We start from the raw sequence: 14,598 nt of genomic DNA, 5'->3' as shown, positions 1-14,598 counted from the left end.
GCGCTATTTACCGGTCGTTTCTTGAACCGGCTCCAGTCCTAGCCTCGGATTCGCCAAGTCCAGTTTATACATGACTTGATTGTAGTTATACCGCGGCGTTGGGACATGATTCGTGAATGTATTCGTGTAGGTTCCTTCAAAGTAGATGATTCGGCCGCCGTCCTTGTTGAATTGTTTATGCTGGGCTACGTTATAAAAAGTATAGTCGTTATGCGTAACGATATGCTTGGCATTGGTCCAAGGACCTTGAGGCGATGGCGCTTCCGCGTACCAGACTTCCCCAAGTACCGATGTCTTGCCTAGTACCTGCTGCGCGATCATCACGTAACGCTGCCGATATTCATTCCATTCAATGGAGCTTTGGGCGATTTGAACGTCTTCACCAGTATCGATATCCTTCAATTGATAATAACGCGGGTCGTCAGCTTTGATCAGGCCTAATTGGATCAGCTCTTTCTCTTGTTCTTGGTTGAGCGGCTGAGTGTCCTTTTTCCAGCCCCATACGAGCTTGCCGTCCGCGTCGCGTTCCAGCGACGTTTGAGCCCCGTTGTATGTCGTTCCCGGCGTCAGGCAAGTAAACGATTCGTACTCGGTATAGTCGATGATGGCGTCATAGCTGGCAGCAACGCGCAAATTGGGAATTCGGTGTTCGGTAAAGAGCCAATATCCCTCCCCGCCCTCCTCGTAGTAGGTCGCCTGTCCGCCCGGATGGCGCCAATCGTCTTTGGAAGGGAACTGGACCACCTGCTCAAACTCCTTCGTGGTGTCGTTAAAGACGAGAATACCGAAGGCGGTGGGTTCAGGATTGTGCGTGCTGTAGCCGGCGAGCAGACGCTCCTGTCCGGTGCTATCTTTGGCAGTCATCAGACCGAATACCCAGGCTATGCCTGCACCGTCAGGCAGTGGCGGCACCAAACTTTTGACGAAACCGTCTTGATTCGTAAAATAGTCCAGATTCACGCCGACATCCGGGTCCAGCCCCCCTTTACTCGGAAGCTTGGAAGTCGCACCCGTCACGCGGAAGTTCCCCAGTGGATAGGCCGGTCTGTCGGTATCGCCCCAAAACCAGTACAGCTTATTGTTGTACTCAATCGTCTGAACGGAATCCTGTCCCATGACCAGACCGTTGATCAGCGGCTCCTTAATGGGCGGCTTCTGGCCAACGAGTAAGCTGTCGCGATAAATGCCTTGGCCTGTCAGCCGGTACAGCCGCTCTGCAATGTTGATCCGATTCATCTCGAGCGTTACACTGCCGTTGGGCTTAACCTCTACAGCCTGCCCCCGGTTGCCAAACATATCGGCAGGAATGTCGTAGCCGTCGCTCGACATATGGAAGAAGACCGTCTGATCCATCAGACCCGGCTCGTCGAATGCCACAATTCCGGCACTGTCCGTATAATACAGCACACTGTTCGTCGTCTTCAGTTGGACATGAGGAATGCCCCTGCCCGTCTCGGCATCCACGACCTTGATCATGAATGGAACCTGGACTTTCATCTTCTCACTGCTCACATTCTGCTCGGCGCTGCTTCCGGCCGCCTGCGCTGCGATCGCGGCGCCCGGCGCCGTCGTGGCCATCAGCAGGATGCAAGTCCATATCCCCGCACGTTTCCACTGTTTCAGTTTCATTTCTCTTACCTCCAGGTCTTTGTCGTTTTAATAGAAAAAATCATTGCACTGTCCCGATACCGTCTGTTCAAACCCTATTTCTACAGCCATGGTTACGAAATACCTCTGGATGCGATTGATCTATCGCGGCCAAGCGATCGAAGCGACGCTGAGTCTCATCGCTTCTCCGTTGTTGGACTCCTCACTAACCACCTCCTTTCGCAGTAAGGAGAGCAATACAAAAACGTAGGGAATCGAGCAATAAAAAGCGTCTATCGACGTGCTTATTCAATGAAGCCAGATTATATAGCACCGGAACTTTTCTTGCGGTATGAGGAAGCCTCGTCTCGAAGCCTATAATGTAAGCGAATACATAATTCTTTATGTGTAACAGCCGCTCAAGCTGCGCGGCTGTTCTCTGTGAAGAAACGTCTTTTGAACCCATAAATCTGCTTATGAATATCGCGCGAAGCGGCTCAGGCGAATAGGGCAGGTCCGCCTCGAAGAACTTCGCAGAACTTTGCATAGATCTCGGAATGCATATTGCGGATAACCTGCCCCATGCTGATGAAGGAAGCACCGGTTCCCTTTTCCCCCAATATTATAGTAGAAACTCTACCAGCTAAGGACAGTTGACGTGAGGATCCCATTCGCATGCGCGACCAATCGAACCCGATCGCCTCCCGTATGGATACTTACGCTCACAGACCGTGATCGAGTCGCCGATCATGACCAGGGGCTGCCCTTCGTTCAGCCTCATCCCCTATTCCTCCCCTACGGCCGGAGCCTGATCGTCTTCACCTCGAACGGACGGAACTGAAGCGATACCTCTTCGCCCTCGTGCGGCAAATCAGCCAACTTCGCCTCCAGCATATCGGTCTCATAAACCGCCGCAACGGACAGCCCGAAGTGAAGCCCGCACGCTACGGAAGCTCCCTTGCTCTCGTACAGACGCACGATCCAATCGCCCGATCCGTCTTCGGCAAGCTTGACCGTCTCCGCGATCACATTGGCTTGATCGATGGAGAGCAACGATTGCGCCTCCCGGCCTCCTCCGGACACGAGGCTGACAGGATAGTTCAGCTCGTAAGCTTCCCGCACGACAGGACTATCCAGGAACGCGTCGTTCCAGAACGTAAATCCATATGTAAAATGGTGCTTCCCTTGATCGGACGTCTCATCCGGCCACGTCGGAGCCCGAAGCAGCGTTAGGCTCATCGTGTTGTCGTTGACGGAAATCCCGTATTTGCAATCGTTCAGCAGCGCAAAGCCGCGGTTCGCCTCCGTAAGCGCCGACCATTTATGCTGAACCACTTCGTAACGATCCGCATCATGCGGACGCGAAGCATGATTCGGCCGCTTGACGTAACCGAACTGAATTTCCTGCAGCGACTCGTTTGTGTGAACGCGAACAGGGAAATCGACTTTTAGCAGCTTATTCTTCTCGCGCCAGTGAATCGTCGTATGGAATTCCACGCGGCGGCTGCCGGCACTTAGCCGGATATCCTGGATTAGGGTCGATTGGTTCAGTTCGCGCTCGACCCGAATATTCGCGAAGAGCGGGCCGTTCGCGGTAACGGATACTTTGGCGCTCGCATTCAGCTCGACGGGTGCCAAGCGGTAGCGTCGATCGATCTCCCAAGCATCGAAATCCGAATTTTGATCCCGATACATCCGCATGACGTTACAGCGATCCGCGGCCCATTCCGTGCCGGTCTCCTTGTCAAAAATAGTCGTTAACTCGCCCCGTTCGTTTATTTCGAGCGCAATCCATTCGTTCTCCAGACGCGATTCCGTCGCAAGGACCGCCGACGCTGCTGGAGCACCCGTCGTTTCCGCTTCTTCAGCCCTGTACGTCGACCAGCCCATGGAAGGCACCTCTACCTCGGCATAGCGAACGCCTTCGTGCAGTTGCACCGGCAGAATCGCTCCGTTCTCCTCCGCAATGCCATGAATGCCGACAGGCAACGCGACCAGTTCCTTTCTCGGCCAGGACAGCGAATTAAAGACGGTAACCCGGGAGGCATCGCCGTCCGTGAGCGCATCCAATGTATCCGAAGCCAAGTCGTACACGTTCTCATTCAATTTCTTCAGCTCCATCTGTGCCTCTTCATGGACGCGATGGATGGAGGAGCCAGGCAGGATATCGTGGAACTGATGCAGCAGCAGGGTCTTCCACAACCGTTCCAAGTCCTCGTAAGGGTAAGCCCGGTTATTAAGCAGCTCCGCCGCAGCCCCCCATAGCTCCGCCTCGCGGAAACCGATTTCCGCCCTCCGGTTCAGCTTTTTGATGATCGCTTGCGTCGTATACGTCCCGCGGTGAGCGGGATAATAGAGCTCTCCTACATATTTGGCTTCAGGAATACCTCTTTCGATCTGATCCTCAAAAAATTCGATCGGCGAGCCATGTTTCGTCTTGGGGACGCCTTCCAAATTGCTAAGCCTGCGCATAAATTCGAGATCATCCCGATTGGAGCCGCCGCCTCCGTCGCCGTGTCCGAACTGCGTGAGCCGCGTGGAAATTCCTTCAAGCTGGACGCGATCGCTCCACTGATGGATCAAGAACGACGGGTTGATCCGAATTGGATAGTAATCGCCGTAGTTCATCAGATGCGTCAAAATTTGCGAACCGTCGATCCCTTCCCACAGGAACGTATTATGCGGGAACGGGTCCGCTACATTATCATAAGTACCGAACAATTTTGTAGACGCGAAATAATGGATCCCGCAGCCCTTCATAATTTGCGGCAGGTTCCCGGAATAGCCGAATACGTCAGGCAGCCACAGCATCTCGTTGTCCACGCCGAATTCGTCCTTGAAGAACCGCTTGCCGTGCAGCGCCTGACGGATCAGGCTCTCGCCGCTGGGCAGATTCGTATCGGGCTCCACCCACATGGAGCCTTCGGGAATGATCCTCCCTTCCTTTACCGCCTGTTTGATGCGCGCATAAAGCTCCGGATACAGCGTCTTGACCACTTGGAACAAATACGGCTGGCTCTGGGTGTACATGTATTCCGGATATTCGTCCATGAGCGCCAGCTGATTGGACATGGTCCGCGCAATCTTCCGCTTTGTCTCCGCGATCGGCCACAGCCAGGCGACATCCAGGTGGGACTGTCCCATCAGGTACAGGGTCGGCGCCGTCGAACCGTTCACGCAGGCCAAGAGGGGCTCCATCAACTTCCGACACTGCTTAGCGTTCTCACCGAGCGATTCCTGCCGGAGGGTCAGGTCGATCGTCGCGAACACCTGAGTCAGGCAACGATCAATCTCCGCCACGCGGAGGGATTTGGAATCCAGATGATTGCGAAGATCGTACAAGCATTCCAAGTCGATGAAAAACTGATAGACTTCCTCTTCAAAAACGCAGAGCTGCGACTCTCCGAACGTCGGCCTGGAATCCGAATGTCCGGCGTACGCTTCCGCGACGATTTCAAATGACTCGCCGGCTTTTGCCGAACGGGTTAAAGTTACGTGATGATGGTTAAGGTCCTTTGCGCCGCTCACGCTACCGTTAATGTATACGGTCGCTTCGGATCCGAAATCAAGCATCGCCACAAGCCGTTTGCCATCGGCCTCTTTGGGAACGATGATGTTGGAGCGGAACCAGCCGTACCCCCATTTTTCTCCCCACCGCTGACCCGGAGCGAAACTCTCAAACGGTTGTCCATCCATTTCATGAATGAACAGTTGTTCCATTGTCGTAAAACCGGAAAAATTTATAGAAGTAAGCTTCGTTATCATAAATGGATCTCTTTTGTTTAGCAGCTTTTCCACATGGAATAAAATCTCTTTTTTTTCACTCAAGGTTTCTCACATCCTATGATTTCGTTATCTTTGTTTTGATCCTATCGTTTTGCAACATAACCGCCCCTCCGCGGTAGGCAGCGGAGGGACGCTCTCTCTATTCGTTTCCTAGCGCTCTTTGTGCAGCATCATTATAGATTTTCAGCGCTTCATCAATGTTGCCCATTTTTTTGACATTATCGATGAATGCCTGCCAATTGTCGAAGCTGTTCTTCCCTGCTACGAATTTGGCTTGTTCTTCCGTAACGAACGTCTTGATCGGGTTCATAATCTCCGAAACCCGCTGGCTTTCGCTGCCCGTGAGTTGAATCGACGGCTCGCTCAACCAGGAAGGAACATAGTCGTTCTCGGGCATGGGCAGACTCGTCAGGAATTCCGCCTTCTCAATCGGCACCTCTTCATATTTGCCGTTGAATACCGTATAGTCCGTCGCGGCAAAATCCACGAACGCTCTTGCGTCGCTTACCATCTGCAGACCGGGGTTATGGTTTCGGCTTGCGCGCATGCCGTATTTATCCCCCTCCAACCAGGGATCCTTAGCCGTTTTCAGCGAGTCGACAAAGGTCGGAACGCCGTCTTCTCCGATCGTATAGGTCGTGCCCTCGATTCCCCAAGTGATGAGCTGGATCATTTCATCCGAATATTGATAATCGATGAATTTGATCAATTCTTCAGGATTTTTGACTTTCGAGCTTACGCCGTAGACTCCCCAGCCCAAGTCAGGGGTATTGCCGTTCACAACCTCCTGCCAGGCTTTTCCGTACTTCGGATTGTCGGGATACAACGAAACCGCGAAAATCTTCCCGTCGTCGGCCGTTCTCGTATACTCGGCCGGCGTCGTAAACCACTGCGTCAGCCACATGAGGTTGTCGCCGTTCAGCGCTTTTCTTTTCAGCGTATCGTCTGTATCTATGGTATACTCCGGATCTAACAGCTTCTCCGCATACAGCTTATTCGCAAATTGGAGCGCATCTTTATATCCTTCATCCAGAACTCCGTATACGTATTTCTCGCCGTCCCAGAAAATTTCATCCCGGATATGGTTCGCGGAGAACAGCGATCTCAAGCTGTTCCATTTAGTCGCAACGGGATATTTGTCGGGGTAGAGCTCTTTAAGTTTTTTGGCAGCCCCATAAAATTCATCGAGCGTTTCCGGAATTTTGATGTTATTGGCCTCGAACACGTCATAGCGGTAAGCAGACGTATTCTGGATGAGCATGCCGCGATCCTCGGGGAATCTGGGCGTGGAGGTTTCTTTAAAGGTGAACATGTTGCCTTCGGCATCCGTTACCCGCTTCATCCCGTTTTTTACCTTGCCAATGTAGTTCATATAGTTCGGCATTAGATCTTTATACTGGCCTAACTCGAGAAGCTGGCCTTGTTCGGCCATTTCGGTCGTATCATAGAATAAAGGCGTCACGAAGAAATCCGTCAGATCGTCGCTTGCGATCATAAGTTTGACCTTCTCGTCATATTCGGAAGACGGAATATAGTTATATTCAATCTCTACCTTCTTGCCCATATAAGCTTCCATGCGTTTATGCCATTCCTTGCCTACCAGGCTGTTCGGATTATCCACACCGTTCGCAGGCAGCGTGACCGAAAAGCGCATGACTTCTTGATTCTCTTCATGGGTATCGGTTTTTTTGGAATTATTCGAACATCCGGAAAAAACCATCAGTAGGGCCAGTCCGAGGACAAGCATTTTTGCCAATTTGTTCATTCCATTTCCCCCTAATTTGCACAATGAACCGCTTCTTCTTCAAATCCGCTATTCGTTACTGGTCATGAATGACTGCACACTCAGCTGACTTGCACCGCCGCATCCGCTTCTCTAGCCTTTGATGGAGCCGACGAATATCCCTTTGGTGAAATGCTTCTGGAAGATCGGATAAATACACATGATCGGAAACATGGTAATAATGATGACGCTCATTCGTACCGCCTTGGGATCAAGCGCTTCCCCCGGAGCATTGATGGCGACCGCGCCGCCTCCTACCCGCCCTTGAATCGCAGTCGTATCCAAGGTAAACAGGTAGTTTCGAAGCACCATCTGCAAGGGATACTTGTCCTGATCTCGCAAATAAATCAAAGCCTCGAACCAACTATTCCAGCTTCCGACAAGACCAAATAGAGCAAAGGTTGCAAACAGCGCTTTGGACAACGGCAGTATGATCCTGAAGAGAACCACCAAGTCACTCGCCCCATCGATATAGGCGGAGTCCTTCAGCTCAGAAGGAATATTCAGAAAGAAGGTCCGAAACAGAAACACATTATAAGCACTGATCGCACCGGGGAGAATCATGACCCAGACCGTATCCAACAGGTTCAAACCGCGCATAAGCAGATAGGTCGGAATTAATCCGCCTCCGAAAAACATCGTAATCATGAGAAAAATGGTCAGAAATTTCTTGCCCGCAAATCCCGGAATCGTGAGCGGATACGCCATCAGTGCCGTAAACAGCAGCATGATGCCCGTAGAGCCGGCCGCATAAATGATCGAGTTCAGATATCCTTTGAAAATGTAAGGATCCTGAAACACCGTCGTGTACGCTTCCAGATTAAATCCCTTGGGCCAAATCGTTACGCTCCCCGAGGAGATGTAACGCGTTCCGCTAAGCGATGTCGCGATAATGTTCAGAATCGGATACAGCACGACAATCAGGATGAATAGCATGATAACAACATTGAATACATCGAAAGCTCTGGAACCCAAACTAGCCTTTTTCAACATCCCACCACCTAGAACAAACTCGTCTCTGATACTTTCCGGCTTAACCAATTGGTCAAGTAAAGGATCGTAAAGGAAATAACCGACATGAATAATCCGATGGCCGTCGTGTACTCGTATTGTGCGCCCAGTATACCTTGACGATAAACATAGGATCCGATGACATCCGCTACTTCGTAAGTCTCAGGCGAATAGAGCAGAATGATCTTCTGGAAATCGCTCCCGAGGATTCCTCCGACGGCAAAAATCAGCAAAATAATGGTGGTCGGCTTGAGCGACGGCCATGTGATGTGCAAGACTTTTTTCCACCGGCCTGCGCCGTCTACATCGGCCACGTCATACAGCGTAGGATCAATTCCGCTTAATGCAGCAAGGTAGATGATGGTGCCGAACCCGACGCCCTGCCATATGCCGGAAGAAATGAAGATGGTCCGGAAATAGTCAGGTTCGAGAAGAAACATGATCGGGTCTCCGCCGAAGAATCCGACAATATGGTTAAACAAACCGTCTCTTGCCGTAAATTCCTTAAGCATACCCGCAACAATGACGACCGAAATAAAATGCGGAAAATAGGAAACCGTCTGCACAAGCTTCTTGAAGCCCTTGTTTTTCAATTCATTAAACAACAGAGCCAATATAATCGGTGCCGGAAATGACCAAAATAAAGTATACAAACCAAGAAGCAAAGTATTCTTTAATACCCTGAACGCCATCGGATCGTTAAAAAAAGAAGTGAAGTATTTTATACCTACCCACTCGCTTCCCCAAATCCCCTTGGAAGCATTGAAATCTTTGAAAGCGATTAATATTCCGTACATCGGAAAATAGTGAAAGATTAACAGCGTCAGAAAGCCGGGAAGCACCATAAGATAGAGATAGCGGTGCTTGATGATCCTGGCCACCAGCCTGTTATTGGTTGTTTTCAAAGGAACACCTCCTGACTGTTAACACGTTGTAATCGGATACAGCTGGTGTTATTGGTCCAGGTCGTATGAGCCTGGCCATTTGGTTCGTTCTATATGTAAGCGCATTCATTTTCACCCCCAGACTGTATCCTAACGTTCGCCGAAAACGCATTTGCTTTCGTCTACCGTCCCCTATAGATATGATTATCATGTTGTCTCACAACTTGTTATGCTAAGTAGAAAATAACACATACTATTTAAGGCGTCAACAGATAAAAATGTTTATGTACCCCTCGTTAATTGGCATACTATCTTCGAATCGTGCCGAACTGACGATACCGATGGGGCGTTACATTATGCCTCCGCTTAAATAAGTCATAGAAGTAGCTGACATTGTCAAGTCCGATTTCAAGGCTGATGTCCACGATATCCATATCCGTGTTCATCAGCAAATTCTCGGCGTAGGACATTCTCAATTCGTTAATGTACTGGGTCGGGGACATTCCGAGGTGCTTCCTGAACATTCTGCATACGTAGGCATGCGATTTGCCCGACAGCTGGACAAGCGCAGCCGTTCCCCGCGTGAAGTGCTCTTTCTTTTTTGCCTCTCTGCATAGGGACTTAAACCATTCCGGTTGACCGGTAAGTTCAATCGGATCCGCGTCAGCCTTGATATACCTAGAGAACAGGTCGGTCATGACGGCTCTTACCTCCGCTTTGACGGCCAGCTTCTTCTCCTGCGGGATCAGACTGAGCTGGTCCAGCCGGTACCGCACATATTCCTTTTCCATTTTGGACAGCAAGGTCGACGGCGGCATGGCCGGTGCAAGCAGTCTTTCGCTTGGAAACCCTTCCCCCAAGAAAGCCATGAGGTCTTCCAGGACCTCGCGATGGAAAGACAAATTGATGAACTGGCAATCGCTGTCCGTCGTTTGCTCATAATAATGAACGTCCCGGTCCCGTATGAATACGAGTGTATTTTCCTGCAGCAGCTGCCTTGTGCCGTTAATGACATGTACAACGCTTCCTTTCAGGATAAGAAACAATTCAAAGAAGTCGTGCGTATGCATGCCGATCGTGTCGCGCACCGAAGCGATCAGCCGATAGTGCGCCTGAATTTCAGAATCAATGCCGTCTGCCGCATAAAGCTTCAACATGGGCGTTATTCCTCCTAGTTCGTATATTGACTAGATTCCTCCGATGTCAAAACACCATAAAGCATTCCAAAATAGAGCAAGATCGAGAGCAGTACTTTCGATTAGGATAGAGATGATATTAAAGCCTGAAAGGAGATTTGCCGCGAATGAACTTACTGGAACAGCGTCAGCAATTCGATGCAAACAAACGCATTTATGAAAGCACCAAGCTTGTCTTCCGCGGAGTCGAAGGTTTCGATGTCTACAATCCTTCCATTCCGTTCGCATGGAACGGCAAGCGCTACATTTACGGACGCGTGGAGAAACGACATGAGTGGGCAAGGTCCTGGGTTCGCTTGTTCGAGCAGAGCGGTCCGGACGAGTGGACTGCCGTGCCGAATACGATGATTTATCAGCTTGAAGACCCTTACATTAGCGTGATCGACGAACAGCTTGTATTAGGCGGCACGCATGTCCGTTACAAGCAGGGACGGCTTGATACGTTCTACGGTTATTTCTACAAAGGCAGCGATCTTCACGATCTCTTCTACTTCACGACCGGTCCGGATTATATGAAGGACATTCGGCTCGTAGAGCTCCGGGACGGGAGAATCGGCGTCTTCTCCAGGCCGCGCGGCGAAGGGATCCGCAAGGAATTCGGCAGCGAGTCCTTGGTGGGATTCACCATCATCGACAGCCTTGACGATCTGTCACCGGAAATCATCGAGAACGCCCCTTATATCCGAGGATTATTCAGCAAGGATGAGTGGGGCGGCTGCAACCAGGCTTACTTGCTCGAAAGCGGGAAGATCGGCGTCATCGGCCATATCTGCTATGCACAGGGAGATACGTCGACTTACATGAACATGGCTTTCGTACTGGACCCGCGGACGAATCAATTTTCGGATTTGAAAATCATCGGCACCCGGCCTTGTTATCCGGATGGCCCCGCCAAGAAGGCACATCTGACCGACTGCGCGTTCACAGCCGGCATCGAAATGCGTCCCGACGGCAAGGTCAATCTTTACAGCGGCATCGGCGATACCGAAGCGGCTCGCATCGTCATCGACTACCCGTTCGAGAAGGAAGGTGCCATTGTAACCTTATAATGCATGTTCAAAAAATCGGGTTTACAGGACCGAGAAGGTTGGATAAAGCTAGGGACTGAGTAGCGGAGCGTACATAGCGGGTACGTGAGCAACGGAAGGCCCGGCTAAATTCAAGAATCGATGTCGAACCCGCTTCCTGATCTGCTTCGTCCTGGAAAGACGACTTTTTGAACAACCTCTTATAGTTGTAATTCCATGATCGAGCTGCTGGATTACCCGGCGGCTCATTTTTGTATCTGGTTGCGGTTTGGTATAGAACCATTCATTTTATGCAAGGTGTCCCTTAAAAAGTTATTATTATAAGTTAATCAAAACACATACTTTATTCGACCATATCGTAATACAGAGCTTCACATAATTCAAACTTTTTATATCATTTCGCTTCTTTTTTGCTTGATTCCTGAAAATTCTTCATCTATTCGACAAAATCTTTTCCGATTCACACTCCAACTACGTATACTTTTTAAACTGATGTGCGCTATAATTGAGGAAATGTTTATACGAGGTGAACTTACTTGAACAAGAAGGACTTGGCTCTGCCAAAGTACCAGATGGTAAAAGACTATGTCTTATCCCAGATCGAGAATCGGGAATTTACGAAAGACGATCGGATTCCTAGCGAGTCGGAGTTCTCCAAGCTGCTGGATGTCAGCTCCATCACGGTACGTAAAGCGCTGTCCGAGCTGGTGAACGAGGGCGTGATCTACCGCGTCCGAGGTAAAGGAAGCTTTGTCGCCAGCCAAGCTGACGCCTCGGAGAAGACCTCCACCTCCAATCTGGTGGCCTTCGTCATCTCCGGCGTCGACCTGTACGACAGTTCGTATATGCAGATCATGAGAGGCATTCAGTCCTTTCTAGGCCAGCATGGCTGCAAGCTCATCATCGAATTCGTGGAGAACGACTTCGAACAGGAGCGCGAGCTCATTCTGGGACTCATTCAAACGGAGCTAAGAGGCTTACTCATCTATTCCTCCGATCCCGAAGCTGCAAAGGGCTATCTCGGAGAGATTCGAAAAAAATCGATTCCGTTCGTGATGTTGGATCGCTCCCCTTCCGGCTATCCGGTTAACGTTGTCACCTGTAACAATCATGACGGTGCTTATGAAGCAGTAGAATACTTGATCCAGCAAGGACATCGGCGAATCGGATTCGCCGCTTACGACTATCATCTAAGCCCGGAGGTCGACCGATATAACGGTTATTGCAACGCCATGTCGAATGCTTCCATTCCAATACCCGATTCGCTCTTGTTCCTGGATAAGGAACTGGACTATGCTGCACTTGTGAGCCTTATCCAAAACGGAGAGCTGACCGCGCTGTTCTGCGCGAACGACAAGCGGGCCCTGGAGATAATCGAACAGCTCACCGCACTTGACATACGTATACCCGAACAAGTATCCCTCATGGGCTTTGACGATTTCGAGAGCTCCAAGTTCGCCAAGGTGGCCTTGAGCACCGTGAAGCAATATTTCGACGTCCTCGGCTATGAAAGTGCCAAACTGCTGTTCGAAATTACCGAGGGCTCATCTTACGGCAATAAGAAAGTCATGTTGCCTACAAGCTTGGTCATACGCGACACGATCAAGCCGTTCCAAGGTTAGAGCAACGCCAAAAAGGCAATGGATTCCGGATTGTACTCTGGAATCCATTGCCTTTCATAATGCTGCCTATCTGCTTGTACTATTCGGCGCGCTGACGGATACGATACCGCCGTTTACTTGCCTTAACATTCTGCATGTACCCTAAAACGACGAAGTAATCTACTCTAAGTTCAAATCCGAATGCAAATCATTCCCTGTCTGTGTCCGATAAGCGCTGAAGTCATCATATTCTTCGCCTTTCCAGATCCAAAGTGATTGATTTTTGCTGCTGTAGTGATTAAAGTCCACTATGTTCCCTTCATTTTGGGTGAACTCGTTGGTGATCATCAGCCCATCCTCATTCGCTTTGATGGAGTTATAGCGCATTTCATTGTTCCTTGTATCGAAGGCTATATTGATTTCACCGTAACCAAGATGCTTGGTGTTGTTATCAGTGAACTCATTCTCTTTAATGATACAATTTTCCGTCCTTCCGCGATCTTCGTCATAGCCGCCAAGCGTGATGCCTGCCGCGCTATTGTTATATATGCGGTTAAGTGACACCTCTATATTTGAAGTTGAACCTCCGGCATGCTCACTTGCCAATTCAATCCCAAAATCATTGTCGTGAATGTCATTGTCGATGATTGCGATATCTTTGCCACCGTCAACATAGATACCAGCGGCGGAATAGTCGTTTCCATATGCGGGATTGCCATAAGAGGAGTTGCTGTATACCTGATTCTCCTGAATAACGCCGTTTCGCGCCCGATCTAGAACGGGGTTCGGTCCGGTACCTTCAAACCCGATGATGTCGACCCCGATATTGTTGTTATGATGCACGAGGTTCTTCGTAACACGAAACCCGTCTACGTTTCCATTAATCGCCATGGCCTCGCTGGCTCCCAGCTTCAGGTTGTACAGCTCATTTTGAGTAATAGCAATCTGCTTGAGCGGAGCCTCCGAGTTACCGTAAACTGCAATGCCATGGGCATTACCGCCGCCTGCCTTCTGACCCGCATGGGTCCCCATATCATGAACGCGATTCCCTATGATTTCGATATTTCTGCCGCTGCCGCTCACATGAATGCCGATGGGAGTGACATCAGCGGAACTTGTATCGTAATGGCGTATTTCCAGCCCTTCCACGCGTACATAGCTGGCATTGTCAATATGGATGACGCCATTTTCAACGGGTTGAACGCCTTTGCCGTCCATGACTGCCGTATGTCCCTTTGCACTGCGCAATGATATGTAGCCCTGGTCTGACGATCCTGATTTTTCGATGCTCACCGTTTGGCGATATACTCCTTCAAGAAGGATGACGGAACCGCCCGGCTTGACTAATTCGATTGCTTTCTGGATGCTGTCTAGCGGCGCATTCATCGTCCCCGGATTAGCGTCTTTACCTTGCGGCGAGACATAATAATCCCTTGCCGATGCTTCACCCGCCGCTCCCGCAGTCATGATCCCTGTTGAATCAGTTCCCGATTGTTCGGTGACAGAACTAATTGCATCACTAGGAAATATCTTAGCAATGAAGTAAGTTGTACTTACCAACAACAGAATGAGGAAACTGGCACCAAGAATAATCGAGATATTTTTTTTACGAATGATACCCACATCCTTAAAACCGAATAGTTAGTAATATTTTATCTAGGCCGGGGTATTACGGCCAGCACGAGCTCATTCTTGTCCTCCGTGAGAACGATTGTTGAGCGG

At 50.0% G+C, this 14,598-nt stretch carries 9 protein-coding genes; 2 read left to right on the top strand and 7 right to left on the bottom strand.

Going from position 1 to position 14,598, the window contains the following annotated elements:
• Positions 1–3 precede the first annotated feature (3 nt).
• From JNUCC32_RS01675 to JNUCC32_RS01650, 6 genes are all read right to left on the bottom strand, one after another.
• Positions 4–1,629: a hypothetical protein gene (locus JNUCC32_RS01675; RefSeq protein WP_192570884.1), complete on the bottom strand. Its 1,626-nt coding sequence runs from the start codon at positions 1,627–1,629 to the stop codon at positions 4–6.
• Positions 1,630–2,382: 753 nt separating this feature from the next.
• A complete protein-coding gene (locus JNUCC32_RS01670) occupies positions 2,383–5,415 on the bottom strand; it encodes an alpha-mannosidase (protein ID WP_192570883.1) in 3,033 nt (1,010 codons plus the stop codon).
• Positions 5,416–5,512: 97 nt separating this feature from the next.
• On the bottom strand, positions 5,513–7,138 hold the full coding sequence (locus JNUCC32_RS01665) for an ABC transporter substrate-binding protein (protein ID WP_192570882.1): 1,626 nt from the start codon (positions 7,136–7,138) through the stop codon (positions 5,513–5,515).
• 111 nt (positions 7,139–7,249) lie between these two features.
• The gene (locus JNUCC32_RS01660; RefSeq protein ID WP_192572572.1) at positions 7,250–8,146 is read right to left on the bottom strand and encodes a carbohydrate ABC transporter permease; all 897 of its coding nucleotides are present in this window, start codon (positions 8,144–8,146) and stop codon (positions 7,250–7,252) included.
• 11 nt (positions 8,147–8,157) lie between these two features.
• Complete coding sequence (locus JNUCC32_RS01655; RefSeq protein WP_009593214.1) at positions 8,158–9,072, bottom strand: ABC transporter permease; 915 nt, start codon at positions 9,070–9,072, stop codon at positions 8,158–8,160.
• 287 nt (positions 9,073–9,359) lie between these two features.
• Positions 9,360–10,208: a helix-turn-helix domain-containing protein gene (locus JNUCC32_RS01650; protein WP_192570881.1), complete on the bottom strand. Its 849-nt coding sequence runs from the start codon at positions 10,206–10,208 to the stop codon at positions 9,360–9,362.
• Between the two features lie 146 nt (positions 10,209–10,354).
• Between JNUCC32_RS01650 and JNUCC32_RS01645 the strand changes: the two genes are divergently transcribed.
• Positions 10,355–11,296 carry an MTP-1 family protein gene (locus JNUCC32_RS01645; protein ID WP_096776236.1) on the top strand — a complete coding sequence of 314 codons (942 nt, stop codon included), beginning with the start codon at positions 10,355–10,357 and terminating at the stop codon, positions 11,294–11,296.
• 515 nt (positions 11,297–11,811) lie between these two features.
• Positions 11,812–12,897, top strand: a complete 1,086-nt coding sequence (locus tag JNUCC32_RS01640; RefSeq protein WP_192570880.1) for a substrate-binding domain-containing protein — start codon at positions 11,812–11,814, stop codon at positions 12,895–12,897.
• A gap of 159 nt (positions 12,898–13,056) precedes the next feature.
• Here the strand turns inward: JNUCC32_RS01640 and JNUCC32_RS01635 are convergent, their stop codons facing one another.
• Positions 13,057–14,499, bottom strand: coding sequence for a right-handed parallel beta-helix repeat-containing protein (locus JNUCC32_RS01635; RefSeq protein WP_192570879.1), 1,443 nt, complete (start codon positions 14,497–14,499; stop codon positions 13,057–13,059).
• Positions 14,500–14,598: the final 99 nt, after the last annotated feature.

The organism is Paenibacillus sp. JNUCC32, assembly GCF_014863545.1.
Lineage (GTDB): Bacteria > Bacillota > Bacilli > Paenibacillales > Paenibacillaceae > Paenibacillus_AQ > Paenibacillus_AQ lautus_A.
The sequence above is the reverse complement of the archived record's forward strand: the minus strand, read 5'-3'. Positions and strand labels throughout refer to the sequence as shown.

What these genes read in the sequence shown, in the direction of transcription:
- JNUCC32_RS01645 (WP_096776236.1), top strand. Translation starts at nt 10,355, where the DNA reads ATGAACTTACTGGAACAGCGTCAGCAATTCGATGCAAACAAACGCATT.
- JNUCC32_RS01665 (WP_192570882.1), bottom strand. Translation starts at nt 7,138, where the DNA reads ATGAACAAATTGGCAAAAATGCTTGTCCTCGGACTGGCCCTACTGATG.
- JNUCC32_RS01650 (WP_192570881.1), bottom strand. Translation starts at nt 10,208, where the DNA reads ATGTTGAAGCTTTATGCGGCAGACGGCATTGATTCTGAAATTCAGGCG.
- JNUCC32_RS01675 (WP_192570884.1), bottom strand. Translation starts at nt 1,629, where the DNA reads ATGAAACTGAAACAGTGGAAACGTGCGGGGATATGGACTTGCATCCTG.